General features: G+C 58.0%; 25 protein-coding genes. 9 read left to right on the top strand and 16 right to left on the bottom strand.

Translation table 11 applies throughout. The features are described from left to right. Positions 1–31 precede the first annotated feature (31 nt). The 6 genes from ACF0H7_RS08545 to ACF0H7_RS08520 all read right to left on the bottom strand — a co-directional run bounded on the left by ACF0H7_RS08545 (position 32) and on the right by ACF0H7_RS08520 (position 5,605). Positions 32–421 (bottom strand): cupin domain-containing protein, encoded by a 390-nt coding sequence (locus tag ACF0H7_RS08545; protein ID WP_397452327.1) that lies wholly within the window; start codon positions 419–421, stop codon positions 32–34. Continuing rightward, entirely contained in the window at positions 418–1,329 is a 912-nt protein-coding gene (locus ACF0H7_RS08540) for an NAD(P)-dependent oxidoreductase (protein ID WP_397452326.1), read from the bottom strand. Before ACF0H7_RS08540 ends, ACF0H7_RS08545 begins: the two co-directional genes overlap by 4 nt. A gap of 51 nt (positions 1,330–1,380) precedes the next feature. Next, positions 1,381–2,715, bottom strand: coding sequence for an MFS transporter (locus ACF0H7_RS08535; RefSeq protein WP_397452325.1), 1,335 nt, complete (start codon positions 2,713–2,715; stop codon positions 1,381–1,383). Between the two features lie 59 nt (positions 2,716–2,774). Beyond that, positions 2,775–3,170, bottom strand: a complete 396-nt coding sequence (locus ACF0H7_RS08530; protein WP_397452324.1) for a carboxymuconolactone decarboxylase family protein — start codon at positions 3,168–3,170, stop codon at positions 2,775–2,777. Positions 3,171–3,278: 108 nt separating this feature from the next. Further along, positions 3,279–4,709 (bottom strand): aldehyde dehydrogenase family protein, encoded by a 1,431-nt coding sequence (locus ACF0H7_RS08525; RefSeq protein WP_397452323.1) that lies wholly within the window; start codon positions 4,707–4,709, stop codon positions 3,279–3,281. Between the two features lie 14 nt (positions 4,710–4,723). Then, on the bottom strand, positions 4,724–5,605 hold the full coding sequence (locus tag ACF0H7_RS08520; protein WP_397452322.1) for an NAD(P)-dependent oxidoreductase: 882 nt from the start codon (positions 5,603–5,605) through the stop codon (positions 4,724–4,726). 161 nt (positions 5,606–5,766) lie between these two features. Here ACF0H7_RS08520 and ACF0H7_RS08515 point away from each other — a divergent pair, with 161 nt between their 5' ends. Beyond that, complete coding sequence (locus tag ACF0H7_RS08515; RefSeq protein ID WP_397452321.1) at positions 5,767–6,093, top strand: NIPSNAP family protein; 327 nt, start codon at positions 5,767–5,769, stop codon at positions 6,091–6,093. Positions 6,094–6,155: 62 nt separating this feature from the next. Here the strand turns inward: ACF0H7_RS08515 and ACF0H7_RS08510 are convergent, their stop codons facing one another. Continuing rightward, entirely contained in the window at positions 6,156–6,836 is a 681-nt protein-coding gene (locus ACF0H7_RS08510; RefSeq protein ID WP_397452320.1) for a GntR family transcriptional regulator, read from the bottom strand. Positions 6,837–7,163: 327 nt separating this feature from the next. Further along, positions 7,164–7,760 (bottom strand): GDP-mannose pyrophosphatase NudK, encoded by a 597-nt coding sequence (gene nudK, locus ACF0H7_RS08505; RefSeq protein ID WP_397452319.1) that lies wholly within the window; start codon positions 7,758–7,760, stop codon positions 7,164–7,166. A 383-nt stretch (positions 7,761–8,143) separates the two neighbouring features. Between nudK and ACF0H7_RS08500 the strand changes: the two genes are divergently transcribed. Together ACF0H7_RS08500 and ACF0H7_RS08495 are read left to right on the top strand one after the other, a co-directional pair. Beyond that, on the top strand, positions 8,144–9,181 hold the full coding sequence (locus ACF0H7_RS08500) for an ABC transporter substrate-binding protein (protein ID WP_397452318.1): 1,038 nt from the start codon (positions 8,144–8,146) through the stop codon (positions 9,179–9,181). Between the two features lie 150 nt (positions 9,182–9,331). Beyond that, a complete protein-coding gene (locus tag ACF0H7_RS08495; RefSeq protein WP_397452317.1) occupies positions 9,332–9,754 on the top strand; it encodes a nuclear transport factor 2 family protein in 423 nt (140 codons plus the stop codon). Between the two features lie 134 nt (positions 9,755–9,888). On the opposite strand, the gene ampC is transcribed toward ACF0H7_RS08495, so the two are convergent. Beyond that, a complete protein-coding gene (ampC, locus tag ACF0H7_RS08490) occupies positions 9,889–11,055 on the bottom strand; it encodes a class C beta-lactamase (protein WP_397452316.1) in 1,167 nt (388 codons plus the stop codon). Between the two features lie 286 nt (positions 11,056–11,341). On the opposite strand from ampC, the gene ACF0H7_RS08485 reads away from it, so the two are divergent. From ACF0H7_RS08485 to ACF0H7_RS08465, 5 genes are all read left to right on the top strand, one after another. Continuing rightward, a complete protein-coding gene (locus tag ACF0H7_RS08485; RefSeq protein WP_397452315.1) occupies positions 11,342–12,823 on the top strand; it encodes a CHASE2 domain-containing protein in 1,482 nt (493 codons plus the stop codon). 18 nt (positions 12,824–12,841) lie between these two features. Then, complete coding sequence (locus ACF0H7_RS08480; protein WP_397452314.1) at positions 12,842–13,282, top strand: hypothetical protein; 441 nt, start codon at positions 12,842–12,844, stop codon at positions 13,280–13,282. A gap of 27 nt (positions 13,283–13,309) precedes the next feature. After that, positions 13,310–14,404, top strand: a complete 1,095-nt coding sequence (locus ACF0H7_RS08475; RefSeq protein ID WP_397452313.1) for a M48 family metalloprotease — start codon at positions 13,310–13,312, stop codon at positions 14,402–14,404. Between the two features lie 150 nt (positions 14,405–14,554). Next, on the top strand, positions 14,555–14,797 hold the full coding sequence (locus tag ACF0H7_RS08470) for a co-regulatory protein PtrA N-terminal domain-containing protein (RefSeq protein ID WP_397452312.1): 243 nt from the start codon (positions 14,555–14,557) through the stop codon (positions 14,795–14,797). A gap of 241 nt (positions 14,798–15,038) precedes the next feature. Beyond that, positions 15,039–15,353 (top strand): hypothetical protein, encoded by a 315-nt coding sequence (locus tag ACF0H7_RS08465; RefSeq protein WP_397452311.1) that lies wholly within the window; start codon positions 15,039–15,041, stop codon positions 15,351–15,353. A gap of 91 nt (positions 15,354–15,444) precedes the next feature. Here ACF0H7_RS08465 and ACF0H7_RS08460 read toward each other — a convergent pair whose 3' ends face one another. The 4 genes from ACF0H7_RS08460 to ACF0H7_RS08445 all read right to left on the bottom strand — a co-directional run bounded on the left by ACF0H7_RS08460 (position 15,445) and on the right by ACF0H7_RS08445 (position 20,315). After that, positions 15,445–17,496 (bottom strand): acyltransferase family protein, encoded by a 2,052-nt coding sequence (locus tag ACF0H7_RS08460; RefSeq protein ID WP_397452310.1) that lies wholly within the window; start codon positions 17,494–17,496, stop codon positions 15,445–15,447. 947 nt (positions 17,497–18,443) lie between these two features. Continuing rightward, positions 18,444–18,674: a hypothetical protein gene (locus tag ACF0H7_RS08455; RefSeq protein WP_397452309.1), complete on the bottom strand. Its 231-nt coding sequence runs from the start codon at positions 18,672–18,674 to the stop codon at positions 18,444–18,446. Between the two features lie 14 nt (positions 18,675–18,688). Further along, entirely contained in the window at positions 18,689–19,093 is a 405-nt protein-coding gene (locus ACF0H7_RS08450; RefSeq protein ID WP_397452308.1) for a hypothetical protein, read from the bottom strand. 283 nt (positions 19,094–19,376) lie between these two features. Further along, positions 19,377–20,315, bottom strand: a complete 939-nt coding sequence (locus ACF0H7_RS08445; RefSeq protein ID WP_397452307.1) for a LysR substrate-binding domain-containing protein — start codon at positions 20,313–20,315, stop codon at positions 19,377–19,379. A 193-nt stretch (positions 20,316–20,508) separates the two neighbouring features. On the opposite strand from ACF0H7_RS08445, the gene ACF0H7_RS08440 reads away from it, so the two are divergent. Beyond that, entirely contained in the window at positions 20,509–21,411 is a 903-nt protein-coding gene (locus ACF0H7_RS08440; protein ID WP_397452306.1) for a LysR family transcriptional regulator, read from the top strand. On the opposite strand, the gene ACF0H7_RS08435 is transcribed toward ACF0H7_RS08440, so the two are convergent. The 3 genes from ACF0H7_RS08435 to ACF0H7_RS08425 are packed head-to-tail and all read right to left on the bottom strand — an operon-like array spanning position 21,328 to position 24,651. Then, positions 21,328–22,410, bottom strand: coding sequence for a carbon-nitrogen hydrolase family protein (locus ACF0H7_RS08435; protein WP_397452305.1), 1,083 nt, complete (start codon positions 22,408–22,410; stop codon positions 21,328–21,330). The genes ACF0H7_RS08440 and ACF0H7_RS08435 overlap by 84 nt on opposite strands. Positions 22,411–22,468: 58 nt before the next feature. Next, complete coding sequence (locus tag ACF0H7_RS08430) at positions 22,469–24,331, bottom strand: cation acetate symporter (RefSeq protein WP_397452304.1); 1,863 nt, start codon at positions 24,329–24,331, stop codon at positions 22,469–22,471. Next, on the bottom strand, positions 24,331–24,651 hold the full coding sequence (locus tag ACF0H7_RS08425) for a DUF485 domain-containing protein (RefSeq protein WP_397452303.1): 321 nt from the start codon (positions 24,649–24,651) through the stop codon (positions 24,331–24,333). The genes ACF0H7_RS08430 and ACF0H7_RS08425 overlap by 1 nt, the downstream gene beginning before the upstream one ends. Between the last annotated feature and the right edge of the window lie 340 nt (positions 24,652–24,991).

Here is a 24,991-nt window from a genome sequence, read left to right as displayed (position 1 = left end):
GGCCGGTTCCTTTGTGAATGTCAGGCGTCAATCAACCCGCTGAGCGCAGGTAATCCTGATCAGAGACCGCTTCCTGCCAAGTGGTCGCGCCGATCGACGTCGCCAGATGAACCATGAAGTTGCGGGTGTTGGCGCCGTGCCAATGCCGCTCGCCGGGGCCGATCCACACCGTGTCGCCCTGACGAATGACTTGCGGCTCACTGCCCTCGACACAGATCCAGCCGCTGCCGGCGCTCACATACAGCGTCTGGCCGTGCTCATGAAAGTGCCAGTAAGTGCGCGCGCCAGGGTTGAACGACACGTTGTTGATGGTCACGCCGTCAGTCGCCGCCATCACCGGATCGGCCCAGACCACGCCCGTGAAAGTCGACGTCCGCTGCTCCGAAACGGCACCGCTGGAATTCCCGTGATTCACCTTCATACCTTGCCCTCTGTTGTGCGTTCATGCAGCCGTATGCCGCCGGACATGTCGCCAATGGCGTCCACCACCCGGTTGCTGATTTGATCGCCATAGCCCAGGGCCACTTGCAGGCCGAAACTGGCCAGCGGCCCAGACGCGTTGAGCGATGCGACGCCCAGTTCACGCGCACGCTCGATATAGAGCACCACGTCTTTGCTCATCAATTTGCCCGTCAGCCCGCCTTCCAGATAATTGCCGTCGACGATGTACGGAAAACGCTTTTGCGTGGCGAAGTTCACCCCGCTGCTGCTATTGAGTACATCGAGCAAGCGGTGCAGATCGAGGCCGGCTTTTTTGCCCGCCACCATCACTTCGGCGGTCGCGGCGAGGCTGACTGCATTGAGGAAGTTATTCAGCAGTTTGGTGGTGTGCCCGGAGCCGCTTTCGCCCATGTGAAACACCTTGCTGCTGATCGGGCCGAACACCCAGCTCAGCGACTCGACGGTCGCTGCGTCACCGCCCACCATCAGGGTCAGCACGCCCTTCTCCGCTGCCGCCGCGCCCCCGGAAATACCGGCATCGATGTACTGCACTCCGCGCTCGGCGAACAGAGCGCTCAAGCGCAAGGTCGAACTGGCAGCCGCCGTGCTCAGGTCGACGATCGTCTGGCCCTTGCGGCAATGCTGCAACAGACCGTCATCGCCCTCGACCACCGCCTCGACCACCTTGCTGTCGGGCAGCGATAACAGAATGACCTCTGCCCCCTCGGCGACCTCGCGGATCGATGCCGCTAGTTTCGCCCCCGCCGCGTGAACCCGCTCCGCCGAGGTGTCGTAACCGAGCACCGTCTGGCCCGAGTCCACCAGGCAGCGGGTCATTCGGCCGCCCATGTTGCCCAGTCCGATGAAGCCGATTGTTTGATTGCTCACAGCAACTCTCCCTCTACCCAACATTCAACGTTTCACTCAAGACAATGAGGCTCAGAAATCCACGTCTTTGGTTTCCGGCCCCATGTAGGCGCCCAGCGTGGCGATCAAGCCCCCCACGAACAGCAACACCGCCGGGGTCACCGTGAAGGGCATGACCAGCCCGAGCCAGTTCATGTAGAAGGCGTAAAAAGACGGAATGATCACTGACAGACTGAAGCCCACGCCGAAGCCCGTGGCCCGCACGTCAGTGACAAAACGTTCATTGATGTAAGTCACGATCACGCCCCAGGGCGCGGTGACCACCACCGATAACGCACACACCAGACCCATGACGACCGGCAAGGAAAGGCCGGGGACATTGGCCAGCACGTACATCACCGCTGCACCGAAGGTGGCAATGATCGGCCCGAGAATCAGGAAGAAACGCCGGCGTCCGAACTTCTGCCCCAGCATGCCGGAGCCGATGTAACTGAAGAACAGCACGCCGTAGGAAACCAGCAGCGTCGCGGTGACTTCAAAGCCGGTCAGGTGCAGGGTTTTCACCAGCAGCCCAGTGGGCAAAAAAATCGTGATGATGTTTTGCGTCAGCCAGAAGCCGGTCATCATCACCAACACTTGCAGCAAGTTGCGTCCGCTTTTACCGCGCAACAAATCCGACAACGGCAGCTTGTCTTTGGGTTTGCTGGCGTCGACTTCCCAGATCTCGGACTCGGACACCGCGAACACGTAGTACAGCGCCAGCGCGCCGGCCAGGATCGCCCCCACCACAAACGGAATGCGCCAGCCCCATTGCACATAAGGCGAGTCGAGACCGGCCAATGGAAACAGGGTAAACATCAGCATCGCCACCAGGTTGATGGTGACGTAGGCCAACGGGAATCCGGCGATGATCAAACCACCGACAAACCCTCGCTGATGCTTTTTCGAATACTCGATGGCCAGCGGCATCGCCCCGGTGTACCCGCCGCCGAGGAAGATGCCGTCGATGAAGCGCAGCAGCACCAGCAGTACATAGGACGCGACCCCGATGCTTTCATAGCCCGGCAATAGCGCAATCAACAAGGTGACCACGCCAAAGCCGCTCACCGAATAGATCGACGCCATGCGCCGGCCGGTGCGGTCGGCGATCATGCCGAACAACAGCGCGCCGATTGGCCGTCCGAGCAAGGTGGTGATGAACACTAATGACGCGAGGATGGCGTCCATGCCTGCCGAGAGATGAGCCGGCTGGAAAAAGAACAGCACCGGCGATAGAACCACCACCGGCAGGTAAATATCGAACATGTCGATGTACTCGGAGAAAAACGCACCCTTGATCGCGTTTTTTCTCTTCTTCTCAATCGACTGCTCCGTTTCAACTGACCGGGCCTGGACGTAGGTAGCCATGACGTGTCCTTATAATTATTGTTGGGACGGTGATGCGTTGAGTGAGGTCGCTCTTTGAATCAAGAGCTGCTGTGTTCAGCCTCGTAGGCCTTGATCGCGTCCGACGCCACCCGGAATGCAGCGAGGGCCAGCGGCACGCCGCAATAGACCGACGCGTGCATCAACACGGAGCGGATCTCGTCTTTCGACACCCCATTGTTGAGCGCACCTTTGACGTGGGCACCTAGCTCGTGGTGCTGACTCATGGCCGTCAACATCGCCAGGTTGATCATGCTGCGGGTCTTGAATGGCAGGGTTGGATCACCCCAGATTTCACCCCAGCACACTTCCGTCACCAGTTTCTGCATCGGGCGATTGAAGTCGTCGGCAGCGGCCCAGGATTTCTCGACATGGGCGTCGCCCAGCACTTCCTTGCGATTGTTGAAGCCTTGGGTGAAGCGGTCATTGCTTTCCATTGTCTTTCCTCGCGCAGCTTTATCGTAGTATCGAGTTATTGTCATACAATTAATGTGGCGAAATTTTTTTGCCACGGCTGTCCGCAGCAAAAAATTCGAGCCAGGTGCTCAACCGCCGGCGTAACCGACCATGGCCTTGACCTCAAGGTATTCGCGCAGGCCAAACTCGCCCCACTCACGGCCGTTACCGGACTGCTTGTAGCCGCCGAACGGCGCGGCGAAATCGGCGGGCGGATAGTTCAGATGAACACTGCCGGCTTGCAGGGCACGCCCTACATCGCGCGCACGGTTCAGGTCAGCCGACTGCACGTAGGCCGCCAAACCATAGTGGGTGCCATTAGCGATAGCGATCGCTTCGGCTTCACTGTCGTAGGCAATCATCGACAGCACCGGCCCGAAAATTTCTTCCTGGGCGATGGTCATGTCGGGGGTCACGTCGGCGAACACCGTAGGCTTGACGTAGTAGCCCAACGCAATGCCCTCGGGCAGTCCAGGGCCACCGGTAATCAACCGCGCGCCCTCATCGATGCCCGCTTGAATCAAGCGTTGCACGCGCGTGAACTGTGCCTGATTGACCACCGGCCCCAATTGCGTCGATTCCTCAGAGGTCGCGCCGACCTTGAAGGTTTCCGCCGCGCGCCTGGCGATCAGGATGGCGTCTTCCATCAGCGCACGAGGGATCAACATCCGCGTTGGAATGGAACAGGATTGGCCACTGTTAGTGAAACAGGCAGCCACCCCTTTGCTCACCGCGTCTTGCAGATCGACGTCGTCAAGCAGGATATTGGCCGACTTGCCACCCAGTTCCTGGGCCACGCGTTTGACCGTCTCGGCGGCGGATTTCGCCACCAGCACGCCGGCACGCGTCGACCCGGTAAACGACAGCATATCGATCCCCGGGTGCGCCGACATCGCGGCGCCCACGCCGGGGCCATCGCCGTTGACCAGATTGAACACACCCGCCGGCACGCCCGCCTCATCCAGCACCTCGGCGAACAGCAAGCTGCTGAGCGGTGAGTATTCGCTTGGTTTGAGGACCATGGTGCAACCGGCACCCAGCGCGGGGGCGATTTTTACCACGATCTGATTGATCGGCCAGTTCCACGGCGTGATCAACCCGCAGACACCCACCGGTTCGTAACGCAGCAAGGTACTGCCCTGGCGTTGTTCGAACTCGAAGCGCTGCAGCACCTCAATCATCTGGTTAAGGTGCAAAGAACCACGGGGCACCTGATTACGCCGGGAAAAGCTGATCGGTGCGCCCATTTCCACGCGCATCGCTTGCGCGAAATCTTCCTGACGACGCTCGTAAATAGCCACGATGCGCCGCAGCAAGGCGATACGTTCAGCGACACTGGTATTCGCGTAATCGGGCAACGCGGCACGCGCTGCGCTGACCGCGCGATCAACATCGGTTGCATTGCCTAGCGCCAGACGATCGACCACCGCTTCGGTGGAGGGGTCGATCACCTCAAACCAGGAAGGCGACGCAGGCTCCACCCAGTGTCCATCGATATAAAAAGAGGCTGCACGAGACATTTGATTCGCTCCGCTCACTCGTTTTCGTTGGCCAACAGGCGATACATTTCGGTGTGGTCGGTGGCGGGCGTCGCCCGTTGCGACACCTCATCCCACAGGTCCGTGCAGGTTTTGCCCAGTTGCATCGGGTAGCCGACACCTTCGGACAAGCCGCGGGCGATCTTCAAATCCTTGTTCATCAGCAGCATCGAAAAACCCGAGCCGAAACTGCCGCTGAGCATGAACTGCTTGGCCTTGTTTTCGGAGGTATTGCTGCGCCCGCTGGAGGCGTTCAGCACGTCGACCATCACCTCGGGTTCGATGCCAAACCGTTTGGCCACCTGCAAGGCTTCAACCGTGGCTATCAACCCGGCCGCCGATACATAGTTATTCAGGGCCTTGGCGGCATGCCCGGAACCGGCGCCGCCGATATGCAGAATGTTCTTGCCCATGGCTTCCAGCAGCGCCTGACAACGCGCCATCACGGCCGCTTCGCCGCCAACCAGAATCGCCAGGCTGCCGTCAACCGCACGTTTGACGCCGCCGGACACCGGTGCGTCGAGGTAATCGAGGCCCTGCTCTTTCAGTTTCAGCCCCAGCTCACGGGAACGGGCGGGCTCGGAAGAACTCATGTCGATGACCACCGCCCCCCTCGGCAACGCCGCCGCCCAGCCATTGGCGCCCAGCAGTACGCTTTCGACGATGGAGGAGTTGGGCAGCATGGTAATCAGCACATCGAGGGTGTTGGCGTTGCTGGCATCGAGACGCGTGGCCTTCAGCGTCGCCAGCAGTTCCTGGGTACGGCCTTCATCCGCATCCGTGAGGAAAAGTTGATAACCGGCCTTCGACAAGCAGGTGGTCATCGGCAGCCCCATCATGCCAAGCCCGATGAAGCCGATCCGTTGCGGTTGAGTCATCTCAAGTGCCCTATTGTTTTTGTCTCGGGAAATTCGCTGGCAAGCCTGAGTGCAGTCTCAGAGCATGCCCGTCGTTGGACTAAAACTATCGGACTGTCATACAATCGGTCAATAGGCTAGTCGGCCTATTTTGAAATCTTCATCTTGCCGAGGGGATGCAAATGATTGTTGAAATGCGGATTTACCACTGCGCACCAGGTCGCCTTCCCGCCTTGCACGAGCGCTTTACCAAGACCACGTTGGGGTTTTTCGAAAAGTACGGCATCGAACCGTTGGGCTTCTGGACCACGTTGGCCGGCCCGAGCAACCAGTCGCTGACCTACCTGTTGAAGTGGGCGAGCCTGGCCGAGCGTGAAGAGAAATGGAACGCCTTCCAGGCCGACGCGGAATGGATCGCCAAGCGCGCGGAAAGCGAAGCTCAAGCGATCATTGTTGAGCGCATCGAAAACCAGTTCCTGGCACCGACGGCGTATTCAGCACTGCGCTAGTGCCTGAAACCAGGGAGGGAAAGCGGGTCAGGTGTGTGCAACCACACGCCGACCTGCTGTGTTCAAGCGAGTGTATGAGCGCCGTTATGCGCCAGCAGACCCAGCACGTTTTTCGACGCATTTTCCACATGCAGCAACGCTGCCGCACACGCGCCCGCTTCGTCTCGCAACTGAATCAGACGCACGATTTCCGTGAGTTCGGCAAGGGTATGCACCATGCGCCCTTCGCGGCTGAGGGACAGCGCCCGCAACAGGCTGACGCGGTTGTTCAGTTGCTCCAGCATGCCACCGACCACCCGGTTTTCCTGTATGTCGAGCAGCACCCGGTAGAACCGTTGCTTGATGTCCAGCAACACCGTGCCTACCAGCCCGGCTGCGTGAGACTGCGCGACGAACTCGTCGAACACCGCGGCCAGCTCGACGATATTCCGGTCGCTGGCATGGCGAACGAAATTACGCACCGCCAGCACTTCCAGCGCACCCCGCACGTCATAGATCTGTACCGCATCCTCGGCACTGACCGACGCCACATACGCTCCACGGTGTGGCACTTGCTCCACCAGCCCCTCGGCCTCAAGTTGGCGCAAGGCCTCGCGCAGCGAGGTACGACTGACATCCAGTGCGGTGTAAAGCGTTTGTTCAACGAGACGGTCACCCGGTTTAAAGCGACCGGAAATGATCTCGTTGCGCAGAGCATCCTGAACCTGGTGCCGCAACGAGGACGCCTGGCGTTGAACTTTCATGGTGTATTCCCGAAAAGCCTGAGATTTTGATAAGTGTAGGGTGATCATTTCCACGAAGGGAACCGCCCAAGGCCTACCAAAGGATACGAGTGCAAATAACCAGTCCGATGGTTGGCCATGATGTAAGGGTCATGGCGATGATCACTTTCATTCAATAGGATTGTATTACAGATAGCGAAAAAAATAACACTGCGCCGCGATCCCTAGGTGCCCTGAAGCTTCAAGAACGCCGAGGAGAATGCCAGCGACCAGCCAGGACAGCCGTCGATCCAACCAGGAATGCGGAGGGTTGTGCAGTGGGCGGTGCTAGATTGGTGACCGACTCAGTCACCCCAACAACCCCTTCAACTTGGCGTATTGCAACAGCATGATGGTCTTGCCATCGCTGATCTCCCCCGTCTCGATCATGGCCAATGCATCGTCAAGGGGCAATTCGAGCACTTCGATTTCCTCGCCCTCCGCTTCAACCCCGCCGCCCTCGCTCAACTTGTCTTCATCGAAATATTCACCGACGAAGAAATACAAGCGCTCAGTGACCGAGCCTGGGCTCATGAATGCCTCGAACACCTTGCGCACTTTTTCAATGCGATAGCCGGTTTCCTCTTCGGTTTCCTTTCGGATGCAGGTCTGCGGATCGTCGTGGTCGAGTAGCCCCGCGCAGGTTTCGATGAGCATGCCGTCATGTTCGTTGACGAACGCGGGAAAGCGGAATTGCCGGGTCAGGACCACGGTTTTTTTCAGGGTGCTGTAGAGCAGAATCGTCGCGCCGTTACCTCGGTCGTAGGTTTCCCGCGACATGTTGCGCCAGGTGCCATCCCGTCCAAGAAAGTCGTAAGTGGTTTTGCGCAGAACGTACCAGTCGTCCGACAGCACTTCGACGTGCTGGATTCGTACCCGGTCCCTGGTGTCGACAGGCTGATTCATCGTGCTGCTCCTGGATAAGTGGCGTTTGCGGCGAAGGCGACGCTCCTGCCGGCTGACCTGCGATTTTGCCGCAGGCTTAACAGGAGGGCTACTTTTTCGACGGGCCCGCTTTCATCAGGTTCTCTGCCGGTGTAATGAGTAAAAAGGTTCGCCGCGAGAGATATGGGTCAACCCGGACAACCTGCGGACCCGGCGCTTTCTTAATCTGGTGGAGCAGCGTTGAGTCCTGGCTTTTTCGCAGCCTTCGGCAGCTGCTACAACGATGTCTTAGACCATCTTACGAACGTCGCAAAACTGACCTATTGATATGCGTTAAAGGTATTTAAATTTAATCTTTTATAGCTTTAAAGTCGGAACAACTTAACGCATCAGCGGAGTATTCCATGTTCAAGCGTCGTTCCGATCTACCTCGTTTCAGTCGCCTGACCGCAGGCATCTCCTTGGCCCTCAGCGTCCTGAGCGGCAGCCTGATTGCCCCCAGCGCGGCCCAGGCCGAAGGCCAATTACGCATCGCCGAACAATTCGGCGTGGTCTATCTACTGCTCAACGTCGCACGCGATCAGCAGCTGATTGAAAAACATGGCAAGCAAGACGGGGTGGACATCAAGGTTGACTGGACCCAGTTGTCTGGCGGCCCGGCCGTGAATGACGCCCTGCTCTCCGGTGCCATCGACATTGCCGGCGCCGGTGTCGGCCCTCTGCTGACCATCTGGGACCGCACCCACGGCAAGCAGAACGTCAAAGCCGTCGCGTCACTGGGTAACTTCCCGTACTACCTGGTGAGCAATAACCCGAACGTCAAAACCATCGCGGACTTCACCGAAAAAGACCGCATCGCAGTGCCCGCAGTCGGCGTCTCGGTGCAATCACGAATCTTGCAGCTCGCCTCGGCAAAACTGTGGGGCGACAGCGATTACGCCCGGCTGGACAAGTACACCGTCAACCTGCCCCACCCCGACGCCAGTGCCGCGATCAAGACCGGCGGCACCGAGTTGAGCGGACACTTCTCCAATCCGCCGTTCCAGGAACAGGAACTGCAGAACCCCAACGTGCATGTGGTACTCAACTCCTACGACGTACTGGGGCCGAATTCTCCGACCCTGTTATTCGCCACCGAGAAATTCCGCGAAGAAAACCCCAAGACCTATCAGGCCTTCGTCGAAGCCTTGGTCGAAGCCGCCGAGTACATTAAAAAAGACATACCCGGCGCGGCCGATACTTACATCCGTGTGACCAAGTCCAACGTCGATCGCGAGCAACTGATCAAGATTATTGCGAACCCGCAATTCGAATTCACCATCACCCCGAAAAACACCTACCCACTCGCTGAATTTCTCTACCGAGTGGGGGCGATCAAGACCAGGCCGGCGTCTTGGCAGGATTATTTCTTTTCCGATTCAAAGTTGCTTCAGGGTAGCTGATTCGGCGATGTGTTCCGGACCGATACGGCAACAGTCACCGTTTACGCCCGATACACCGACCGAATGACAACCAATCTCCGCCGAGCCTGTTACTTGCAGTCCACCGCCAAGTCGACTATCAACTACTGCGATAACGACAAGGAACGACTCATGACTCAATTAGCACTGAAGGCCCCAGCCGCCGAAACCCTTGCCCAGTGGCACGAGATGGTCGCAAAAAAAGATGTGAGTAGGTTGCAAGAACTGCTGCATCCACAGGCGGTGTTCTTTTCACCGATGGCCCATACGCCCTACCCCGGCGCGCCGGTGGTGGCGCTGATTCTCAACACCGTACTCAAGGTGTTCGAAGGCTTTACCTACCATCGAGAACTTGCGAGCGCGGATGGCTTGAACGTGGTCCTGGAGTTCAGCGCCACGGTCAGCGGCCGGGAACTCAAGGGCATCGACATGATTCGCTTCGACGAGAGCGGCAAGATCGTCGAGTTCGAAGTGATGGTCCGCCCCATGAGCGGCTTGCAGGCGTTGGGTGAAGAGATGGGACGCCGGCTGGCGCCGTTTCTGGCCAAGCAGTAAGGCTGCCGCTAACCACTGTAGGAGCGGGCTTGCCCGCGATGGCGACCTGTCTGGCAAACCGCATCAAGCAGATCGCAGGCAAGCCTGCTCCTACAGGGACCGCGTTTGCTGCGCGATGCGGCGCAAACCTTCCTCTACTTCCCTTCCAGCGCCGTCAAAATCCGATACGCCAGGCGCACTCGTGCCTCGTTCGGGTAGTTTTTGTTGGCGAGCACGACGATGCCGATCTTCTCGGTCGGCACGAAGGCGACGTAGGCACCAAAGCCGTTGGTGGAGCCGGTCTTGTTGATCCAGACCTTTTTCTGCGGCGCCAACGGTGGATTCAATGCAGTCACCGGATTGCTGTCAAAGGTCATTTTGCTGGCGTTACCGGCCACCAGCGTGTCCAGCTCCACCGGGTGCGGGTATTGCTCCCAGATCAAATCCTGAGTCATCGGCCCCACCGTAAAGTAGCCCGTATGGGTATCGAGCAGCGCGCTCTTGAGACTGGGCTCAAGCTTGACCATGCCCATGTTGGCTTCGACGAAATGAATCAAGTCCTTGGCGCTGGTTTTCACGCCATAGGCTTCGGCGGCGATCACACCGGGGCCGACCCGAACCGGGGCGTCGTCCTTGGCGTAGCCCTGGGCATAGAGTCCGATCTTTTTCTGCGGCACATCGAGCCAGGTGTTGGGCAAGCCGAGTGCCGGGAACAGTTGCTGCTCCATCGCCGCTTCGTAGGACATGCCCAAGCTCTTCGCCGTCGCCATCCCCAGCAGGGCGACACTCGGGTTGGCGTAGCTGCGCTCGGTGCCCGTCGGGTACTTCGGCTGCCAGCTTTTGAAATAATCCATCAACTGAGCCGTGTCCTGAATGCTGTCCGGCAACTGCAACGGGAAACCGCCCGCGGTGTGCGTGGCGAGGTTGATCAGCATGACGTTATCCAGCGGGCTGCCCTTGAGCTCTGGCAGATACTTGCCTGGACTGTCGCCGAGCGACAATTGATTATTGGCCTGAGCGTAACTGGCCAATGTCGCGGTGAAGGTTTTACTGACCGAGCCGATTTCAAACAGCGTGTCGCGGGTGATGGTCAGTTGCGTATCCCGCGATGCCACGCCGAAGTTGTAGTACCGCAACTTGCCATCGACGGTAATCGCCACCGCCACGCCGGGGATTTTATTGTCCTTCATCACCGCCGCCACCGCCTCGTTGACCAGCGTGTCAAAGGTCGGCGGAATACTGACTGCCAGTGCCAACTCACCAAAAGACGCCGTGCCGGCGATTAACAGAAGCGTTGCGCAATGCTTGCCGATGGAGCGCATGCAGGTCGTCCTTGGACTGTTATTGAGGGGCAAAAAACTACCACTCCGACGCGGGACTGTCATACATTTTGCGTCGAACATACGATAACGAACTAACTTGACTGAACTTGTCAGCACCCGCTGAACTGCTAAATTATAGAGTGCGTCCAGTCATTAACCTGCGTCACGTTACGCAGCGTTGCAGTTCATCGACCGGCATTGGGGCGCAACAATGGCAGCCCACTCCCACTGCCCGGTCCCCAGCAAATCCCTGGGCCAACGTTTCGTCAGCGACGGAGCGAACGGTATGCCCGAACACGCCTCGTCCTGGCAGCGTATCGGCCACTGGATCTCGAAGATCACCCACCATTTGCCGGCCGCGCTGATGGTTTCTGCGTTGGTGGGTATCGGTCATCACAAATATCATATGCTCGATGCCATCGACGGCTACGCCTTCCTCAGCATCGGCAATCTTGCTGCGAAGGCCGCGTCATTGGGCATTAAAAGTCATCCCACCGTGGCCGTGGTGCTGATTGATCAGAAATGGCACGAAGACAAGTACCGACAACGAGCACCGTTGGACCGCTGCCAGTTGGCGATAGATCTTGAGAGGATCTACACCCTTTTCAAACCGAAGCTGTTGGTGGTTGACCTCGACCTGTCCCCCGCCCTGCCTGTTAACGGTGACGCAGGTGGAAAAAATTCTGGCTGCGAGAGTCAACTCGAAGTCGTTCTCAACAAATATCACAAAACTCCCACCGTCCTGATGGAACCCAGCCAAGTGCTGGACACAGAGGGTCAGAAGGAAATTCAGGAATGGCGCAACCGTCTTTCACTGGTTGTGACTTTCGGCAACCCAACACTCAACCTCAGCTATGGCCTGCTTAACACTATCGGCTGTAAGGCTGACTCAATGGCGGCCGCTGCCTTTGAAAAGTACAACGAACCAGCCAAGGGAGAAAACTGCCTGGCTAAACGAGAACAGGCTCTACGTGTCAGTCCTGGTCAATACCGATCGGGCCTGAGCGCAGTGGCGGTAAGCGACCTATATACCTGCCAGGCCGAATCCAAAGGAAATGATGATCCCTATCAGTTACCGGTGGTGTTCTTCGGCGGCAGCTACGACGATAGCGATACCTACCTGACACCCGTGGGTCAGATGTACGGCGTGGAAGTCCACGCGGCAGCCTATATGTCCCTTTTGCAACCCACCGATGAAGCCAGGGAAGTGCTCGCCTTCGTCCTGGATATTGTGCTCGGCCTGTTGCTGGGTAGATTCATTGCTCGCTGCTGGCAGATTTACTTTGCGTTGCGCTTCAGCGACAGAGCCCGCAACCGACAAATGGCCCCTTACGCGATTTTCGGACTTACGCTTGGCTTGCTGGTCGTTGTTGCCTTCCTGACCGTTGTCTCCTTCTATTTACTGCGCAACTACAGCATCTGGCTGTCACCGATACCCATCGCTGTGGGGATGCTGATTGAAAGTTTTTTCAACAGTGCCATCGGCGAGGCGGTTGAAGAAGGTTATCGGCAGCGTCAGACCTTGATCGCTAGTCTGAAAGCCGCCCACGACCATGGGCCTGGCGCCTTCCAACAGCAAGTCGCCCACGAAGTTGAACAGCGCCCCCATCACGCCCACGGCCTGGAAGAGCGTGCCGCCCGCTTTTTCGTCCTTGACTTCAGGCGTTTGCGAAAGACCCATCAGTACACGGCGCTCGCCTTTCTGCTGCTGCGTCGGGCGGCGTTTTTCTTGCTACTTGCTTTCTACATTTGGGTCTCACTTCTCTGATCGATCCGAGGAACTACCATGAAACCGTCCATCCTGAAGCTGACCATCGCCATTCTGGTGTCAAGCGCATCAATGATGGCCATGGGTCAACAATGCCAAGGGCTGCAGAATCTGAAAAACGAATCCAGTGTCCTGGATAGTCTGCTGCAGTTGGTCAAGTCAGACCCCCAACAAGCCGAATGCGGCGCTCTGGTCACCGTGCTGGGCAACGTGGTCAACACCCCTAAAACCGGTGGCCGCAAGCTCGAAGAGGACCGCCCGTTCAACGCCCAGGCAGCCCAGGCTGATCTGGCCAAGGCCCAGGCCGACCCGGAAGTGCGCAAGCGCCTTGAGAAAATCAAGAAAGAAATCACCGACCCGACTCGCCGGATGATCTACGAAGCGGCGACGTTCGACGAAGAGGGTTACTACGGCGCCAGGGATTTGCGCATCAACCAACTCAAGCAACAAATCAAATGACAGGCTGGCACCTGTCGAGGAAGCCCCATGAACGCGCGCGTGGCCTTGCATGGAGTGCTGGCGCTGATGATATTGACCAGCGCCTGCAGCAGCTCACAAATGTCCAACCCCTTCGGCAGCAAGGAAGGCCCGGAGCACCTGAAGCAAATCGACAGCCTGCCACCACGGGCATTGGTGGTGCTGGACCGGCATTGCGCCGAATTGGTCCAACCCTATCGGCTGACCGATAACTTCGCCTCGCTGTCGGTGTTCGGCATCAAGGAAGGTATCAAGGCGATGCCCGGGCAGCTCACCAAATTGCTGGGTGGCAGCGCCCCCGCCACCAGTAGCACCGACACGCTCACCCAATCGGCCAAGCTGGCAGCCAAGCAACTCAACTGGATGCCTATGGATGCCGAGGTGATGTATGCCGAACGCCAGCACAAGGCGCGTCTGGAGCAGTTAATCGAGCGGGACAGTAAGCAGGGGCGCAAATTCTACCCGGCGGCTGACGCCATGCTGCGCGACATACTCGCGAGCATCCACGAACCCTATGACTACGAGTTCAAGCTGTTCATCGTCAAGAGCGACAATCACAACGCCCTGGCACTGCCGGGCGGCTACTTGTATTTGGACAAGGGCCTGTTGACCACGCCCGAGATGCAGAACAAGGCGCACTTCGCCCTCGCCCATGAAATCGCCCATGTGTTGCAGCGCCACGAGACCAAAGAGATGCAGAGCGTGGTGGTCGACTCGTTCAGCGTCAAATCAGACCTGCTGACTTTGATGAAGAATGCCCAAAGCAACCCCAAAGCGGTGGTTGACCGCATCAAACTGGAAAAAGGCCAGTTCACCCGGCACCACATCGATCAGGAACTGCAAGCCGATTCATGCGCGGTGAAAATGCTCAGTCGGGTCTATCCGGATCGCCGACAACTGGCCGCCTCGATCAATGCCTTCATCAAGGACCTGCCTCCCCCGCAGGCCAGCGACGCGCCAGCGGCGCAGAGCAACCAGGCGATGATGTTGGCTGGTAACGTGGAAGATATCGTCAAGTCACCGGCGCTACGCCACCCCAACACTCAGGAGCGCAAGGCCAACCTGGAGGAGATTTATAAAGAGGTGACAGCGACGGGAAAATGAATCCGCCCCGGTATCAGTTCACCGCTACGGCTCAACAACCAACCTGTCAAATAATTCATGTCACGGCGAACGGGCAGAAACATCGACCTCCTTAAAATGAGCTCACACCAACAAATACTGTTGGGACCGCACACTTACTGGAGAGTCACCATGAAATCCCTTAAAGCATTGTTGATGGTCGTATTGATGGGCGCTTCCGTTGCCGCGATGGCAGAAGGCGGCGGCGATAGAGTCATGGCCAATATGATCGCCGCCCGTGACGCGTCGATGGCACATTATCAGCAGACCGAACAGGCCGAAGCCGTCGCCAAAGCCCATCAAAAAGATAACCACGACAAAACAATCGCCAGCACTCAGAAACATGGCTCGGATGAACTAGAACGCTCCAACTGACAGCGTGCCGGCGACATTCGCGCAAACCTATGCCAACAGAGACGGGTCTACGGCGGAACTTTCACTTATCGCTGACATGTTTCGTACATACCTGTCTTTAACCTTTGCCCTGCCTCTCTGTTGCTCGGGGGGGTAGGTCAATTCAATGGCCGAACGCCTCAAGGATTAGCACGTAACAACCTTCGTGTCAGTCGGCTAGCCGATATGACACCGCCTGTAGATCAAATAATGGAGACATCGAATGTCAATTGACGCAATTTCGACCACCAGTCCCGCCACCCTCGCGCCAACCACCAAGGTGGCCGTGGACCTAAGAGGTCAATCTGCATCGACGCCCGCGAGCACAACCGCGAGCACCGTCGCAGCGGCTCTGAAAGAAGCCACCGAGACCGCGGCTGAAACCGCCAAGGAAGCAGGCCATGGCGATCGCCAGGCGCAAAAACTGCTGCAGAAACAACAGCACCCGGTAGCGCAAAACCAGGCTGCCGTAAAACCCGCTTCGGTGGTGAATGGCACCGGGCAGATCACAGGGGAAATCATTAACACCAAGGCGTGATGAGCGGGATGTTGTAGCGAAAAATGACCAATCCCGATGCGTTCGGGTTGGTCATTTTTAATTGAAGAATCCGTAAGCCTCGTGAATCAGATCAAGCCTTGGGCGGAGAGTTACCCGTTGCCATCTGATTCGCCCCAACTGCGCCTTCACGATTGTGCATGTGAGGCATGGCCGCAAACGCCTTGGCAAACATCGGCGCCAATAAGCTGCTGCCCAGTGCATTCAGATGATTGTCATCAAAATACAGCGGCTCGCCACCTTTGCTGCCATAACATACGTTGTCATCACACAGGTAAGGCAGCGGATCAAGAATCTGTACACCACATTGATCGTGAGCCTGATCCTGAATACTCCAGACAAAGGCATTGCGCGCTCGATAGTCTTCACGGCTGAGGGTGAAATCATGCTGCTTGCCCAACAGCATTTGCTTGCCCACTGCTTCCGGCATTTCAATCTTCATTTCCGGGATCGGGCGCACCAGATAGAGCGGGCGATTTTTGGCGATGGCACACGCACTTTCAACATACAGCCGACCGAACTCCTTTAACGACTCAGGCGTCGCTGCGTCGACAGGCGTATCGGTAAAAGCCTGCGGTTTGCGCTTTTCGGTTTGATCGTCACCGTTATAACCCAGCGGATACATCGACGTCCGATTGATTTCAATCACCGGCACTTGGCTCATTTCGGTGTCCAGCGTTTTCGCTAGTTGCTCTTTCATACGGTTGCAAGGATCGTCCTCACCCTGGTCGGCGTGCTCTCTTTCAGTGATGCCGATAACCGGCAAACAGGCGGGTGCTGCTTGAAAATAAACACCCTGTTCCTGCGACGGCAACTCGCCTTGGGCGACGGTGACCAACACTGCCGCATGACTGTCGCCGATGACCATCAGCTCGATGTCCTTCCCGCCGTAGACACAGGGAGCACCTTTCGCCAGGCGCTCGCCATTGCGCGAGTTGTTACCCACCAACGCGCGCTGTTCCATCTCGAGGAATTGCGCAGGCATGCGTGCCGTCAAACCACCCTTGTTGATCACAACTTGCGCCATGCCCCCCGTGACGATGAGCAATCCCGTCAGGCAAGCGACAGCACGAAAGAGGCTCAACCGCTTTAACCCGAACCGCAATGGCTGCTCAACAAAACGATAAGACAGTTCGCTCATCAACAGAGCCAGCAGAATCGCGGCGGTTATCCACAGACTACTGTTCTGCTGATAGCAATAAAATAACGCGGCCACCAGCGGCCAGTGCCACAGGTACAGCGAGTAGGAGCGCGTCCCCAACCATTCAGTAAGCCGGTTGTGACTCCACCAGGAACTATCGCTCTTGGCCGCCAACACCATGGCTGCGCCGAGGGTCGGGAGCAGTGCCAAATAACCAGGCCAGGCCTGAGACGGGTCCAGACAAAATACCGACGCGACAATCAATAACAGGCCGGCGTATTCAAGGGTCTTTCGAACGCCTTGGGAGAGCTTAAGCTCTGCTCCGACCAGAAAACACAGACCACCGAGCAGCATCTCCCAACTGCGTGCCTGCAGCAGATAAAATGCTTTTTGCGGTGCTGCGTGGGTTAGTTTTACGCAAATAATGAACGAAACAACCAACGCAATCAGGTGCGCCACTGTCATCGCCTTCTTGCCAGGAAACACCTTCCAGACAGCGACCAATACCAAGGGCAGCGCCAGGTAAAATTGCCATTCGACCGACAGCGACCAAGTATGCAGCAGCCATTTACCATGACTCGCGCTGTCAAAGTATCCGGACTCTTTCAGATATCCAATATTGGAAATAAAGAACAAGGACTGACGAACATGCCTGCCGAGCATTTTATAATCGGACGGTGCAAGAAAAAACCAACCCAACACCAGCAACACCACGGCAACGAATACCAGCGCAGGAATAATGCGCTGCGCACGGGCCCAGTAAAATGACAAAACTGAAAAGTTACCCTGCTGCAAACCGTTGGCAATAATGCCCGACATCAAAAAGCCGGAAATGACAAAAAACACATCGACGCCGACGAACCCGCCCGTCACCCCGCCCACATTAAAGTGATAAAGCACCACCGCCGTGACCGCCAAGGCTCTCAGGCCATTGATATCCAGGCGAAATCCACTATTTCCTGCACCCAATTTTCCAATACTCATTGCACTCTGGATTTTCGTCCAGCTCCTTATGACGTCCATCGTTAAATAGCGCGAGCGATACACTCACAGCGACGCGATGCCTGATGTTCAAACCAATGAAGGTCTAGCCTTTGACGGGCGGCGTTATTTTCGACCGGCTGAAGGGTGTTTAAATGAAATTTGAAATATCCGAGGGAACGGTCAGGGCAGGCATTAACGCGACCTGTGAGTCCGGCCACACTCGCTGCACACGGGCCGGGAAGCCGTCCATAGATAGCATTTCAACATCAAATTGCCGGCATCATAGGTTGGCAGCTTTGTGACGTCAATTAAATTACAACAACCCATTTCACAGTGTGAATGTGTCTAGGACGGTGGTTTGGGTGAGAGTGAGGGTAAGCTGACGTTCCCTGCTCCACCACGGGTCAAAGCCCCGATGGTAATCAGGGATTGTCCCGGTTTTTTTGGCCTGATTCGGCACGTCGAGCTGCTTCAATACCAAATCGCCACCAGTGGTAATTTGACATAAATGTGGCGTCAATTTATTTGCGACGAGATGGTTTTTGCAGAGGGAATGAGTGGGTTGTCGTTATGAGTCCGCGAGAGGGGGCAATAAGTAGTGGTTCTCCATTACTGAAAACTGGGGCTGTCTTCCAATGTTCGTACTGACACCTATCCCAAACGAGCGTACCGCTGATCACGCTTCCGTTTTTGCGACATTGCTTTCACACCACGTTCACCTGAATGCGCCCAATCTCTTAGCACTCCTCGTTGATCTGCTTCTAGATGAACCCTAGGCCCGCCGCTGAGCGGGCTTTTTTTTGCCTGTTGATTAGGGGGGCGATCTTCACCTCGCCCTCGCCGCCTTTAATCAAAAACCGGGGTCTGTCCCTGAGTAATCCCCACAAATCTACCCCAACCCAGCCTGCCCCACTCGAGATCGGTGTACGAAGGAAAAAGGAGGGGGGTTACTGGTTTTTTATTACTTCGATATAGAGTTCTTCTGCGCCGACAAACGCAATAAATTGCCGCTGTTCCAGCCGTGAGAGCTGCGCCAGGACATAACCGCTGCCGGCGATTTCCTCACTCGGAAACAGCAAATTGAACCGCTCTTTCGACCAGCGTGTCATCCCCTCGTCGAAGAAGCGTTGCAGCCCTTGGAGCGCGACCTCCCACGCGTGCTTATTGCCTGCGCCCATCAATCACCTCGTCGTCAATGTGTCAAAAACTCAAACCGGACATCTTTGATCACCTGATATTTGCCCCACTGAAAGTTACACACGCGGGCCACTTCGGCGTTGTTCTGACTGATCGGCACACACCCGCCCTTGATCGCCACGCTGGCCCCGCCCTGGTTCGACAATGGGTATTCCACGGCTGGGCCGACAGGAAGGTGGTGCATCAGGTTGATGTCTTCGGCGAAGTCGTCGGTCAGGCTGAAGATTTGCTGGCCGTCGACGCTCAGGCGGTAGATATCGTGCTGGAAGGGGTCACCGGGGAACAGGCACATTTGCGCCGTGTGGCCCTCGACCTTTTGTTCCTGGCATTTGGTGGCGGCGCTGGCGCACGCGGCGGGGGCGAGGCTGAGCAAGACTGCGGCCAGTACGTTTCTGGACATCCGTTGGGTTCCCTGACGGCACGATTAATATCAATATGACATCACATGGTAGATTGACGTTTTTGTGGCGTCAATTTTTATACACGGAGGATTTATTTCGCGTGCGACTCCGCGTTCTCCACCACGCTGGCTCACAGGGATTTGTGGTAGGACAAAAATCCACGGTTGGCCCCCATTTTGTAGGAGCTGCCGAAGGCTGCGATAAGGTCGGAACGACCTTCGCGATGGGTATTGTTCGCAGCCTGCGGCAGCTCCTACAGGATTTTTGCCTTGACGCAATATTTCAGTCCCACCCAAACCCATCAACAAACCGCGCCTTGAGGTAGCCGACAAACGCACTGACGGCGCGCGGCACGTGGGCGGAGTACGGGCGAATCATGTTGATCTCTTCGGGAAACGCGCCGGTCAATCTCCACTTGGGCAACACCTGGACCAGTCGCCCGTCCCTGAGCCCGGCCTGGGCGCTGAAGTCGGGTAGCAGGGCGATGCCAAGGTGGGTCAAGGCGGCGTCGCGCAAGGCTTCGCTGTTGTTGGTGGCAAAAGTGCCCGTGATCGGGATGGTCAGCCGTTCAGTCTGTTTGCGCGCTGGCTTTTCGAAGGTCCAGGCCGGGGCGTCGGCGCCGCGCGGGTAGTACAGGCAGTTGTGGCCGGCGAGGTCTTCCGGACGCTTGGGATTGCCGAAGCGCTCGAGGTATTCGCGGGTGGCCACCAGCACTGAGTGGGTGGCGCAGAGTTTCCAGGCGACGTGGGTGTCGGGCACTTGATGGCTGTGACGGACCGCCAGGTCGTAGCCTTCACTGGTAATCGAGCTGATGTGGTCGGAGACGTCCAGTTGCACGCGCACTTCCGGGAATTCTGCCAGGAAGCCGGCCAGATGCGGCACCAGTTGTTGTCGGGCAAACGCCACCGGGGCGGTCAGACGCAGCAGGCCTCGGGCGACGCCGGCCGAGTCGCGCACGTCGGAGAAGCTGCGGGCGATGTGTTCGTAGGCGCTGCGCACTTCGCGCACCAGGGCTTGCCCGGCATCGGTCAGGCGCACGCTGCGGGTAGTGCGCTGGACCAGGCTCAGGCCAGTGGCTTTTTCCAGCTCGACAATGCGCTGACTGACCGCCGATTTGCTGACCCCCAGGCGCATCGCCGCCGCCGTGTAGGTGCCCTGCTCTTCCAGAATCGACAACCAGTGCACGTGGGTCCAGAGCCCTTCGATCTCGGCTTTTTGCATGATTGATTGTTCACTATTCAAAACAATGAGTTCGATTCTTGCACCCAGTCACGCACAAAGCAAAGGCCCGGGTATCTATGTGTGCGACCGCTTCCCGGTCGATCGCAGCCTTCGACAGCTCCTACAGATTTTGTGTATGCCCTGATGCCTTCATGGCATCCTCTGCACTCGACAAAAGATCGGAAAACACGGCATGCAACTCGAGCAATTGAACTGGGATGACCTGCGGATTTTCCTCGCGGTGGCACGCGCCGGGAATCTGGCCAAGGCGGCGAAGAAGCTGCGGGTCGATCAGTCCACGGTCAGCCGGCGCATTGCGCAACTGGAATACAGCCTGGGCGCCAGCCTGTTCGAGCGCAGTCACGCCGGTCTCAGCCTTAACAGCTTCGGCCAGCACTTGCTGCAATCCGCCGAAGACATGGACAACGGCTTTGCCTCGCTGACCGCCGCCCTCGACCAACAGAACAGTGCCCCTCATGGGCCTGTGCGAATCGGCACCATGGAGGGCATTGCCTCGCTGTACCTGAGCAGTCGCCTGGTGGATTTCAATCGAAGCTTTCCGGGCATCAGCGTCGAGCTGGTGACTTCAGCGCACCAGCTGTATGTGACGCGCCGCGAAGCCGATGTGTTTCTCGGCTTTTTCAAACCCCACGGCAAAGGGCTGGATGCGGAGTTGATGGGCCGTTTCGCCTTGCATTTATATGTGGCTGACAGTTACCTGGAGCGTCACGGCCAGCCGATGTCGGTGGCGGAGCTGGCGCAACACACCTTCGTCGGCTACATCGACGACCTGATCCAGATCGACGCCGTGCGTTGGCTCGAAGATGCGGTCGACCGCCCAAACATCGTCTTTCACTCGTCGAGCATGGTCGCGCAGATGTTCGCGGCGGCGGCGGGCGCCGGCATCGTGCTGTTGCCCGAATTTGCCGACGCCCAACGCTTTGGCCTGCGCCGCTTGCTCGAGGATGACGTGCGCATCACCCGCGAGCTATGGCTCAGCGTGCACCGCGAATTACGCTATGTCCCGCGTGTTAAAGAGGCGGTAAGTTTCCTCCAGCGGCTGCTGCGCAGCGACCCGGGTTTCGCCCAAGTCTGACAGCTGATTGCGCGTTGGCGGCGTATCGTGCCAGTGCGCCGGCTCGTCGCGACGGCGGGTCACGGCGAAGTCGAACACGTCATAGCGGTTGTAGTACCCCACCACGTCATGGAACTGCTTGGGCTCGATGCATTTATTGAGGTCCATGTCGGCGTAAAGAATGCCCTCTTCGTGCTGCAACAGGCCGCCAATCTGGGTGCCGGTCGGGTCGACGAACATCGTTGCGGCGCGCGGCGTGGCGTCGAGGATCTCGGCCACCTGTGGATCGCGATCCACCAGGAAATTACGCATGCTGCTGTCCATGTAGCCGGCACACAGAACGCCGAAGGCTTTGGCCTCGAATGAATGCGCGCCGGCACGAATGCGGTTGGCGGCAACGTTATCGAAGTTGCTGCCACTGTCCGGACGACGAGTCGGCCACAGCGCCGGCCAGCAGGAAATGTGCAGTTGCTCGCCCTGCGCCATCAACGCATAACGCGCCAGCGGGTTAGTGTTTTCGCCACAGATCAACGCACCGATCTTGCCGATACGCGTGTCGTTGACCCGCAGACCCTGGCCATCGCCCGGCGCCCAGATCAGCTTCTCGTAGAAAGTGGGCACCAGTTTGCGGTGGTGGTTGAGCAACGAACCGTCGTCGCCAATCATCAGGTTGGTGTTCCAGATGCAGCCGACGCTGGCCTTGCTGCGCTCACTGATACCCAACGACACGAAGATCCCCAGGCGCTTGGCTTCCGCACTGATGGCGGCGATTTCCGGGCCGTCCATGTACAGACTGTTTTCCACCATCCGTTCGAACAGGTCATGGTTGAGGATCGGTGCCCACAACGCAGCCCACACCGGGAACGCCGGAATGTAGGACTCCGGGAACACCACCAGATCGGCGCCATTGGCCGCGGCTTCGCGCATCAGGTCCAGCGCCTTGGCGGTGGTTGCGGTTTTGTCGAGAAACACCGGTGCAGCGTGGCAGGCGGCGACTTTGATCAGCGGTAAGGTGGCCATTAACGGACTCCCTGGGAATAAAAAGGCGCGGACGTTCGGCATCCGCGCAAAGGAAAAATTAGTGAGCGCTGGCGGCGGCAATGCCGATGCCGGTGTGTTGGCGTACCGACATCTGCGCCCACATCTGCTGCGAACGTGGATCGCGAAACAGCAGCGAAAACAGAATGACCAACACGAAACCGGCGGGGATCGAAATCAGTCCCGGGTTACGCAGCGGCATCAACGGTTCGCGCAGGCCGACCATGCTGGTGGCGTCTGGAGCGATGGCGTCAGCGGTGCTGCGCGCCTGCTTCTGCTGTTCGATCAAAGCGCTGCGTTGCGCGCTTTGATCGCTCGGCAACTGATCGAGCGTTTGCTGCAACTGCCCGACGCTGGTCAACGCGGCCTGACGCACCTGCGCCGGATAAGTCATGTTCGGCGACACCAGCACCAGCGCGATGGCCAGCGTGGTTCCACCGATAACGCCGGCAAGTACGCCGTAGGTGTTGCAGCGTTTCCAGTACAGGGTCAACAACAGCGCCGGCAGGTTCGCCGAGGCCGCCACGGCATACGCCAGACCCGCCAGGCTGGCCACGTTCTGCCCCTTGGCCAACAGGCTGACGGTGATCGCCAACACCCCGACCAATAGCGTGGCGACACGTGCCGCCATCGCTTGCTGACGCTCGGTGGCGTGGCCCTGGCGAATGGCGCCGACATAGATGTCGTGGGCCAGCGACGACGCCGCGGCCAGGGTCAAACCGGCCACCACCGCAACAATCGTGGCAAAGGCCACGGCAGCGGTGAACGCCAGCAGGAAGTTACCCATCCAGCTGTCAGCACCGCCGCCGAGGAACTGCGCCAGTAACGGCGCTGCGAGGTTACCGCCCTTGTCGAAGCTGGAGATGGTCGGCGCGCCAATGTAGTAAGCCGCGGCAAAACCAATGAACACGATGAACACGTGACAGGTGCCAATCCCGAGCATCGCCCACAGCACTGAACTGCGCGCGGTCTTGGCATCGCGCACGGTAAAGAAGCGCATCAGCACGTGAGGCATGGCCGCTGTACCGAGGACCAGCGCCAGGCCCAGCGACAGTTGTTCCATCGGGTTTTTCAGGTATTGACCCGGCTGCAGGAAGTGCCGATTGAGGTCGACCCCGGCCGGCGCTGTTGGATACAGCAGATGCATGTGCGCGCTCAAGGCGTCGCTGAGCAGCAACTGTTGCATGACGTGCGGAACGTTGAAGCCGAACGGCGCCCAGGCAAACATCACCATCAGGAAGCAGCAGCCGATCAGCAATACCGCCTTGATCAGTTGCACCCAGGTGGTCGCGCGCATGCCGCCGAACAACACGTAGACCAGCATCAAGGCGCCGACCAGCAGTACCGAGACTTCGTATTCAATGCCGACCAGCGCCTTGATGATCACCCCGCCACCGACCACTTGCGGGATCAGGTAGAAGATCGCCACGCACACGCTGGACACCGCCCCGGCGGTCTTCGACGAGCGAAAACCATTGCGGAACGCGAGGACGTCGCTGAGGGTGTAGCGCCCAAGGTTGCGGCAAGGTTCGGCGACCAACAGCAGCACCGGAATAAAGCCGACGAAGAAACCAACCACATAGAGAATGCCGTCGAACCCGTACAGCGCGATCAGGCCCGAGACCCCGAGAAACGCAGCGGCCGACAGGTAATCGCCGGAAATCGCCAGGCCGTTTTTCAACCCGGAAATCGCCCCGCCGCCGGTGTAAAAGTCACCGACCGTGGTATTGCGGCGTGCCGCCCACCACGTAATCAGCAGCGTACAGGCGACCAGTGCGCCGAAGACGACGAAGGTCAGGTTGCGGAATTCGGGGCTGACCACGGTGGTCTGCGCCATCGCCGGGAGCATGGTGGTGGCCAGTACCGCGCCGACCGCCAGAGGTAGCCAATGGGCGGTTTTCATCAGCGGATCTCCTGCTGGTACTGGTGCACAACGGCGTCGACCTTGCGATCAATCGAACGCATCTTGATCACGTAGATCCAGGCCAGCAGCCCGCAGAAGGGGTATTGCGAAATCGCAAACACTGTTCCGAAATTCAGTTCGCCACCCAATTGCAGGGTAAACAGCGGTTTCAAGTAGGACGCGCCGAGCAACAGCGCCATGTAGTACACCGCGGCCACCAGCAGCAACAGTAACGACACCCTGGTTTTTTCGCGTTTTATTTCTTTTAGCGCGTCGCTGTCGTTCAGAATCTGCCAAACATTCGGGTCTTGAGATGCCATGAGCATTGCTCCGATCATGTTGATTGCAGCAGCTTTTAAAAAAGCAAAAGCGTTGTTGTTTTTATGAGGTCGGCACCCTTGGCGGTGCTCTGTTTCGCAGCATAACGACTACGGGGAAAGACACTCATAGCCGATTGCGCAAGGGGGGTTGCAGATTTGCAAGGCCGTTGTGATTTTCATTGTGTAGGAGCTGCCGAAGGCTGCGATAAGGTTCGAAGAACCTTCTGAAGCGCGACCGATTCTCGGTCGATCGCAGCCTTCGGAAGCTCCTACAAGTGATGTGCACCCATTGCGACCTGCGATCAAACACGAACCATGTGCCTAGCCATCACTGTCTTGC

This window comes from Pseudomonas sp. NA-150, assembly GCF_044336365.1.
Taxonomy (GTDB): domain Bacteria; phylum Pseudomonadota; class Gammaproteobacteria; order Pseudomonadales; family Pseudomonadaceae; genus Aquipseudomonas.
Note: the sequence above shows the minus strand (reverse complement) of the source record. Positions and strands in the feature narration are given on the sequence as shown.

Coding starts and splice junctions, on each gene's coding strand:
- ACF0H7_RS08545 (WP_397452327.1), bottom strand. CDS start 421: ATGAAGGTGAATCACGGGAATTCCAGCGGTGCCGTTTCGGAGCAGCGG.
- ACF0H7_RS08535 (WP_397452325.1), bottom strand. CDS start 2,715: ATGGCTACCTACGTCCAGGCCCGGTCAGTTGAAACGGAGCAGTCGATT.
- ACF0H7_RS08530 (WP_397452324.1), bottom strand. CDS start 3,170: ATGGAAAGCAATGACCGCTTCACCCAAGGCTTCAACAATCGCAAGGAA.
- ACF0H7_RS08525 (WP_397452323.1), bottom strand. CDS start 4,709: ATGTCTCGTGCAGCCTCTTTTTATATCGATGGACACTGGGTGGAGCCT.
- ACF0H7_RS08520 (WP_397452322.1), bottom strand. CDS start 5,605: ATGACTCAACCGCAACGGATCGGCTTCATCGGGCTTGGCATGATGGGG.
- ACF0H7_RS08515 (WP_397452321.1), top strand. CDS start 5,767: ATGATTGTTGAAATGCGGATTTACCACTGCGCACCAGGTCGCCTTCCC.
- ACF0H7_RS08510 (WP_397452320.1), bottom strand. CDS start 6,836: ATGAAAGTTCAACGCCAGGCGTCCTCGTTGCGGCACCAGGTTCAGGAT.
- nudK (WP_397452319.1), bottom strand. CDS start 7,760: ATGAATCAGCCTGTCGACACCAGGGACCGGGTACGAATCCAGCACGTC.
- ACF0H7_RS08500 (WP_397452318.1), top strand. CDS start 8,144: ATGTTCAAGCGTCGTTCCGATCTACCTCGTTTCAGTCGCCTGACCGCA.
- ACF0H7_RS08495 (WP_397452317.1), top strand. CDS start 9,332: ATGACTCAATTAGCACTGAAGGCCCCAGCCGCCGAAACCCTTGCCCAG.
- ampC (WP_397452316.1), bottom strand. CDS start 11,055: ATGCGCTCCATCGGCAAGCATTGCGCAACGCTTCTGTTAATCGCCGGC.
- ACF0H7_RS08485 (WP_397452315.1), top strand. CDS start 11,342: ATGCCCGAACACGCCTCGTCCTGGCAGCGTATCGGCCACTGGATCTCG.
- ACF0H7_RS08480 (WP_397452314.1), top strand. CDS start 12,842: ATGAAACCGTCCATCCTGAAGCTGACCATCGCCATTCTGGTGTCAAGC.
- ACF0H7_RS08475 (WP_397452313.1), top strand. CDS start 13,310: ATGAACGCGCGCGTGGCCTTGCATGGAGTGCTGGCGCTGATGATATTG.
- ACF0H7_RS08470 (WP_397452312.1), top strand. CDS start 14,555: ATGAAATCCCTTAAAGCATTGTTGATGGTCGTATTGATGGGCGCTTCC.
- ACF0H7_RS08465 (WP_397452311.1), top strand. CDS start 15,039: ATGTCAATTGACGCAATTTCGACCACCAGTCCCGCCACCCTCGCGCCA.
- ACF0H7_RS08460 (WP_397452310.1), bottom strand. CDS start 17,496: ATGAGTATTGGAAAATTGGGTGCAGGAAATAGTGGATTTCGCCTGGAT.
- ACF0H7_RS08455 (WP_397452309.1), bottom strand. CDS start 18,674: ATGGGCGCAGGCAATAAGCACGCGTGGGAGGTCGCGCTCCAAGGGCTG.
- ACF0H7_RS08450 (WP_397452308.1), bottom strand. CDS start 19,093: ATGTCCAGAAACGTACTGGCCGCAGTCTTGCTCAGCCTCGCCCCCGCC.
- ACF0H7_RS08445 (WP_397452307.1), bottom strand. CDS start 20,315: ATGCAAAAAGCCGAGATCGAAGGGCTCTGGACCCACGTGCACTGGTTG.
- ACF0H7_RS08440 (WP_397452306.1), top strand. CDS start 20,509: ATGCAACTCGAGCAATTGAACTGGGATGACCTGCGGATTTTCCTCGCG.
- ACF0H7_RS08435 (WP_397452305.1), bottom strand. CDS start 22,410: ATGGCCACCTTACCGCTGATCAAAGTCGCCGCCTGCCACGCTGCACCG.
- ACF0H7_RS08430 (WP_397452304.1), bottom strand. CDS start 24,331: ATGAAAACCGCCCATTGGCTACCTCTGGCGGTCGGCGCGGTACTGGCC.
- ACF0H7_RS08425 (WP_397452303.1), bottom strand. CDS start 24,651: ATGGCATCTCAAGACCCGAATGTTTGGCAGATTCTGAACGACAGCGAC.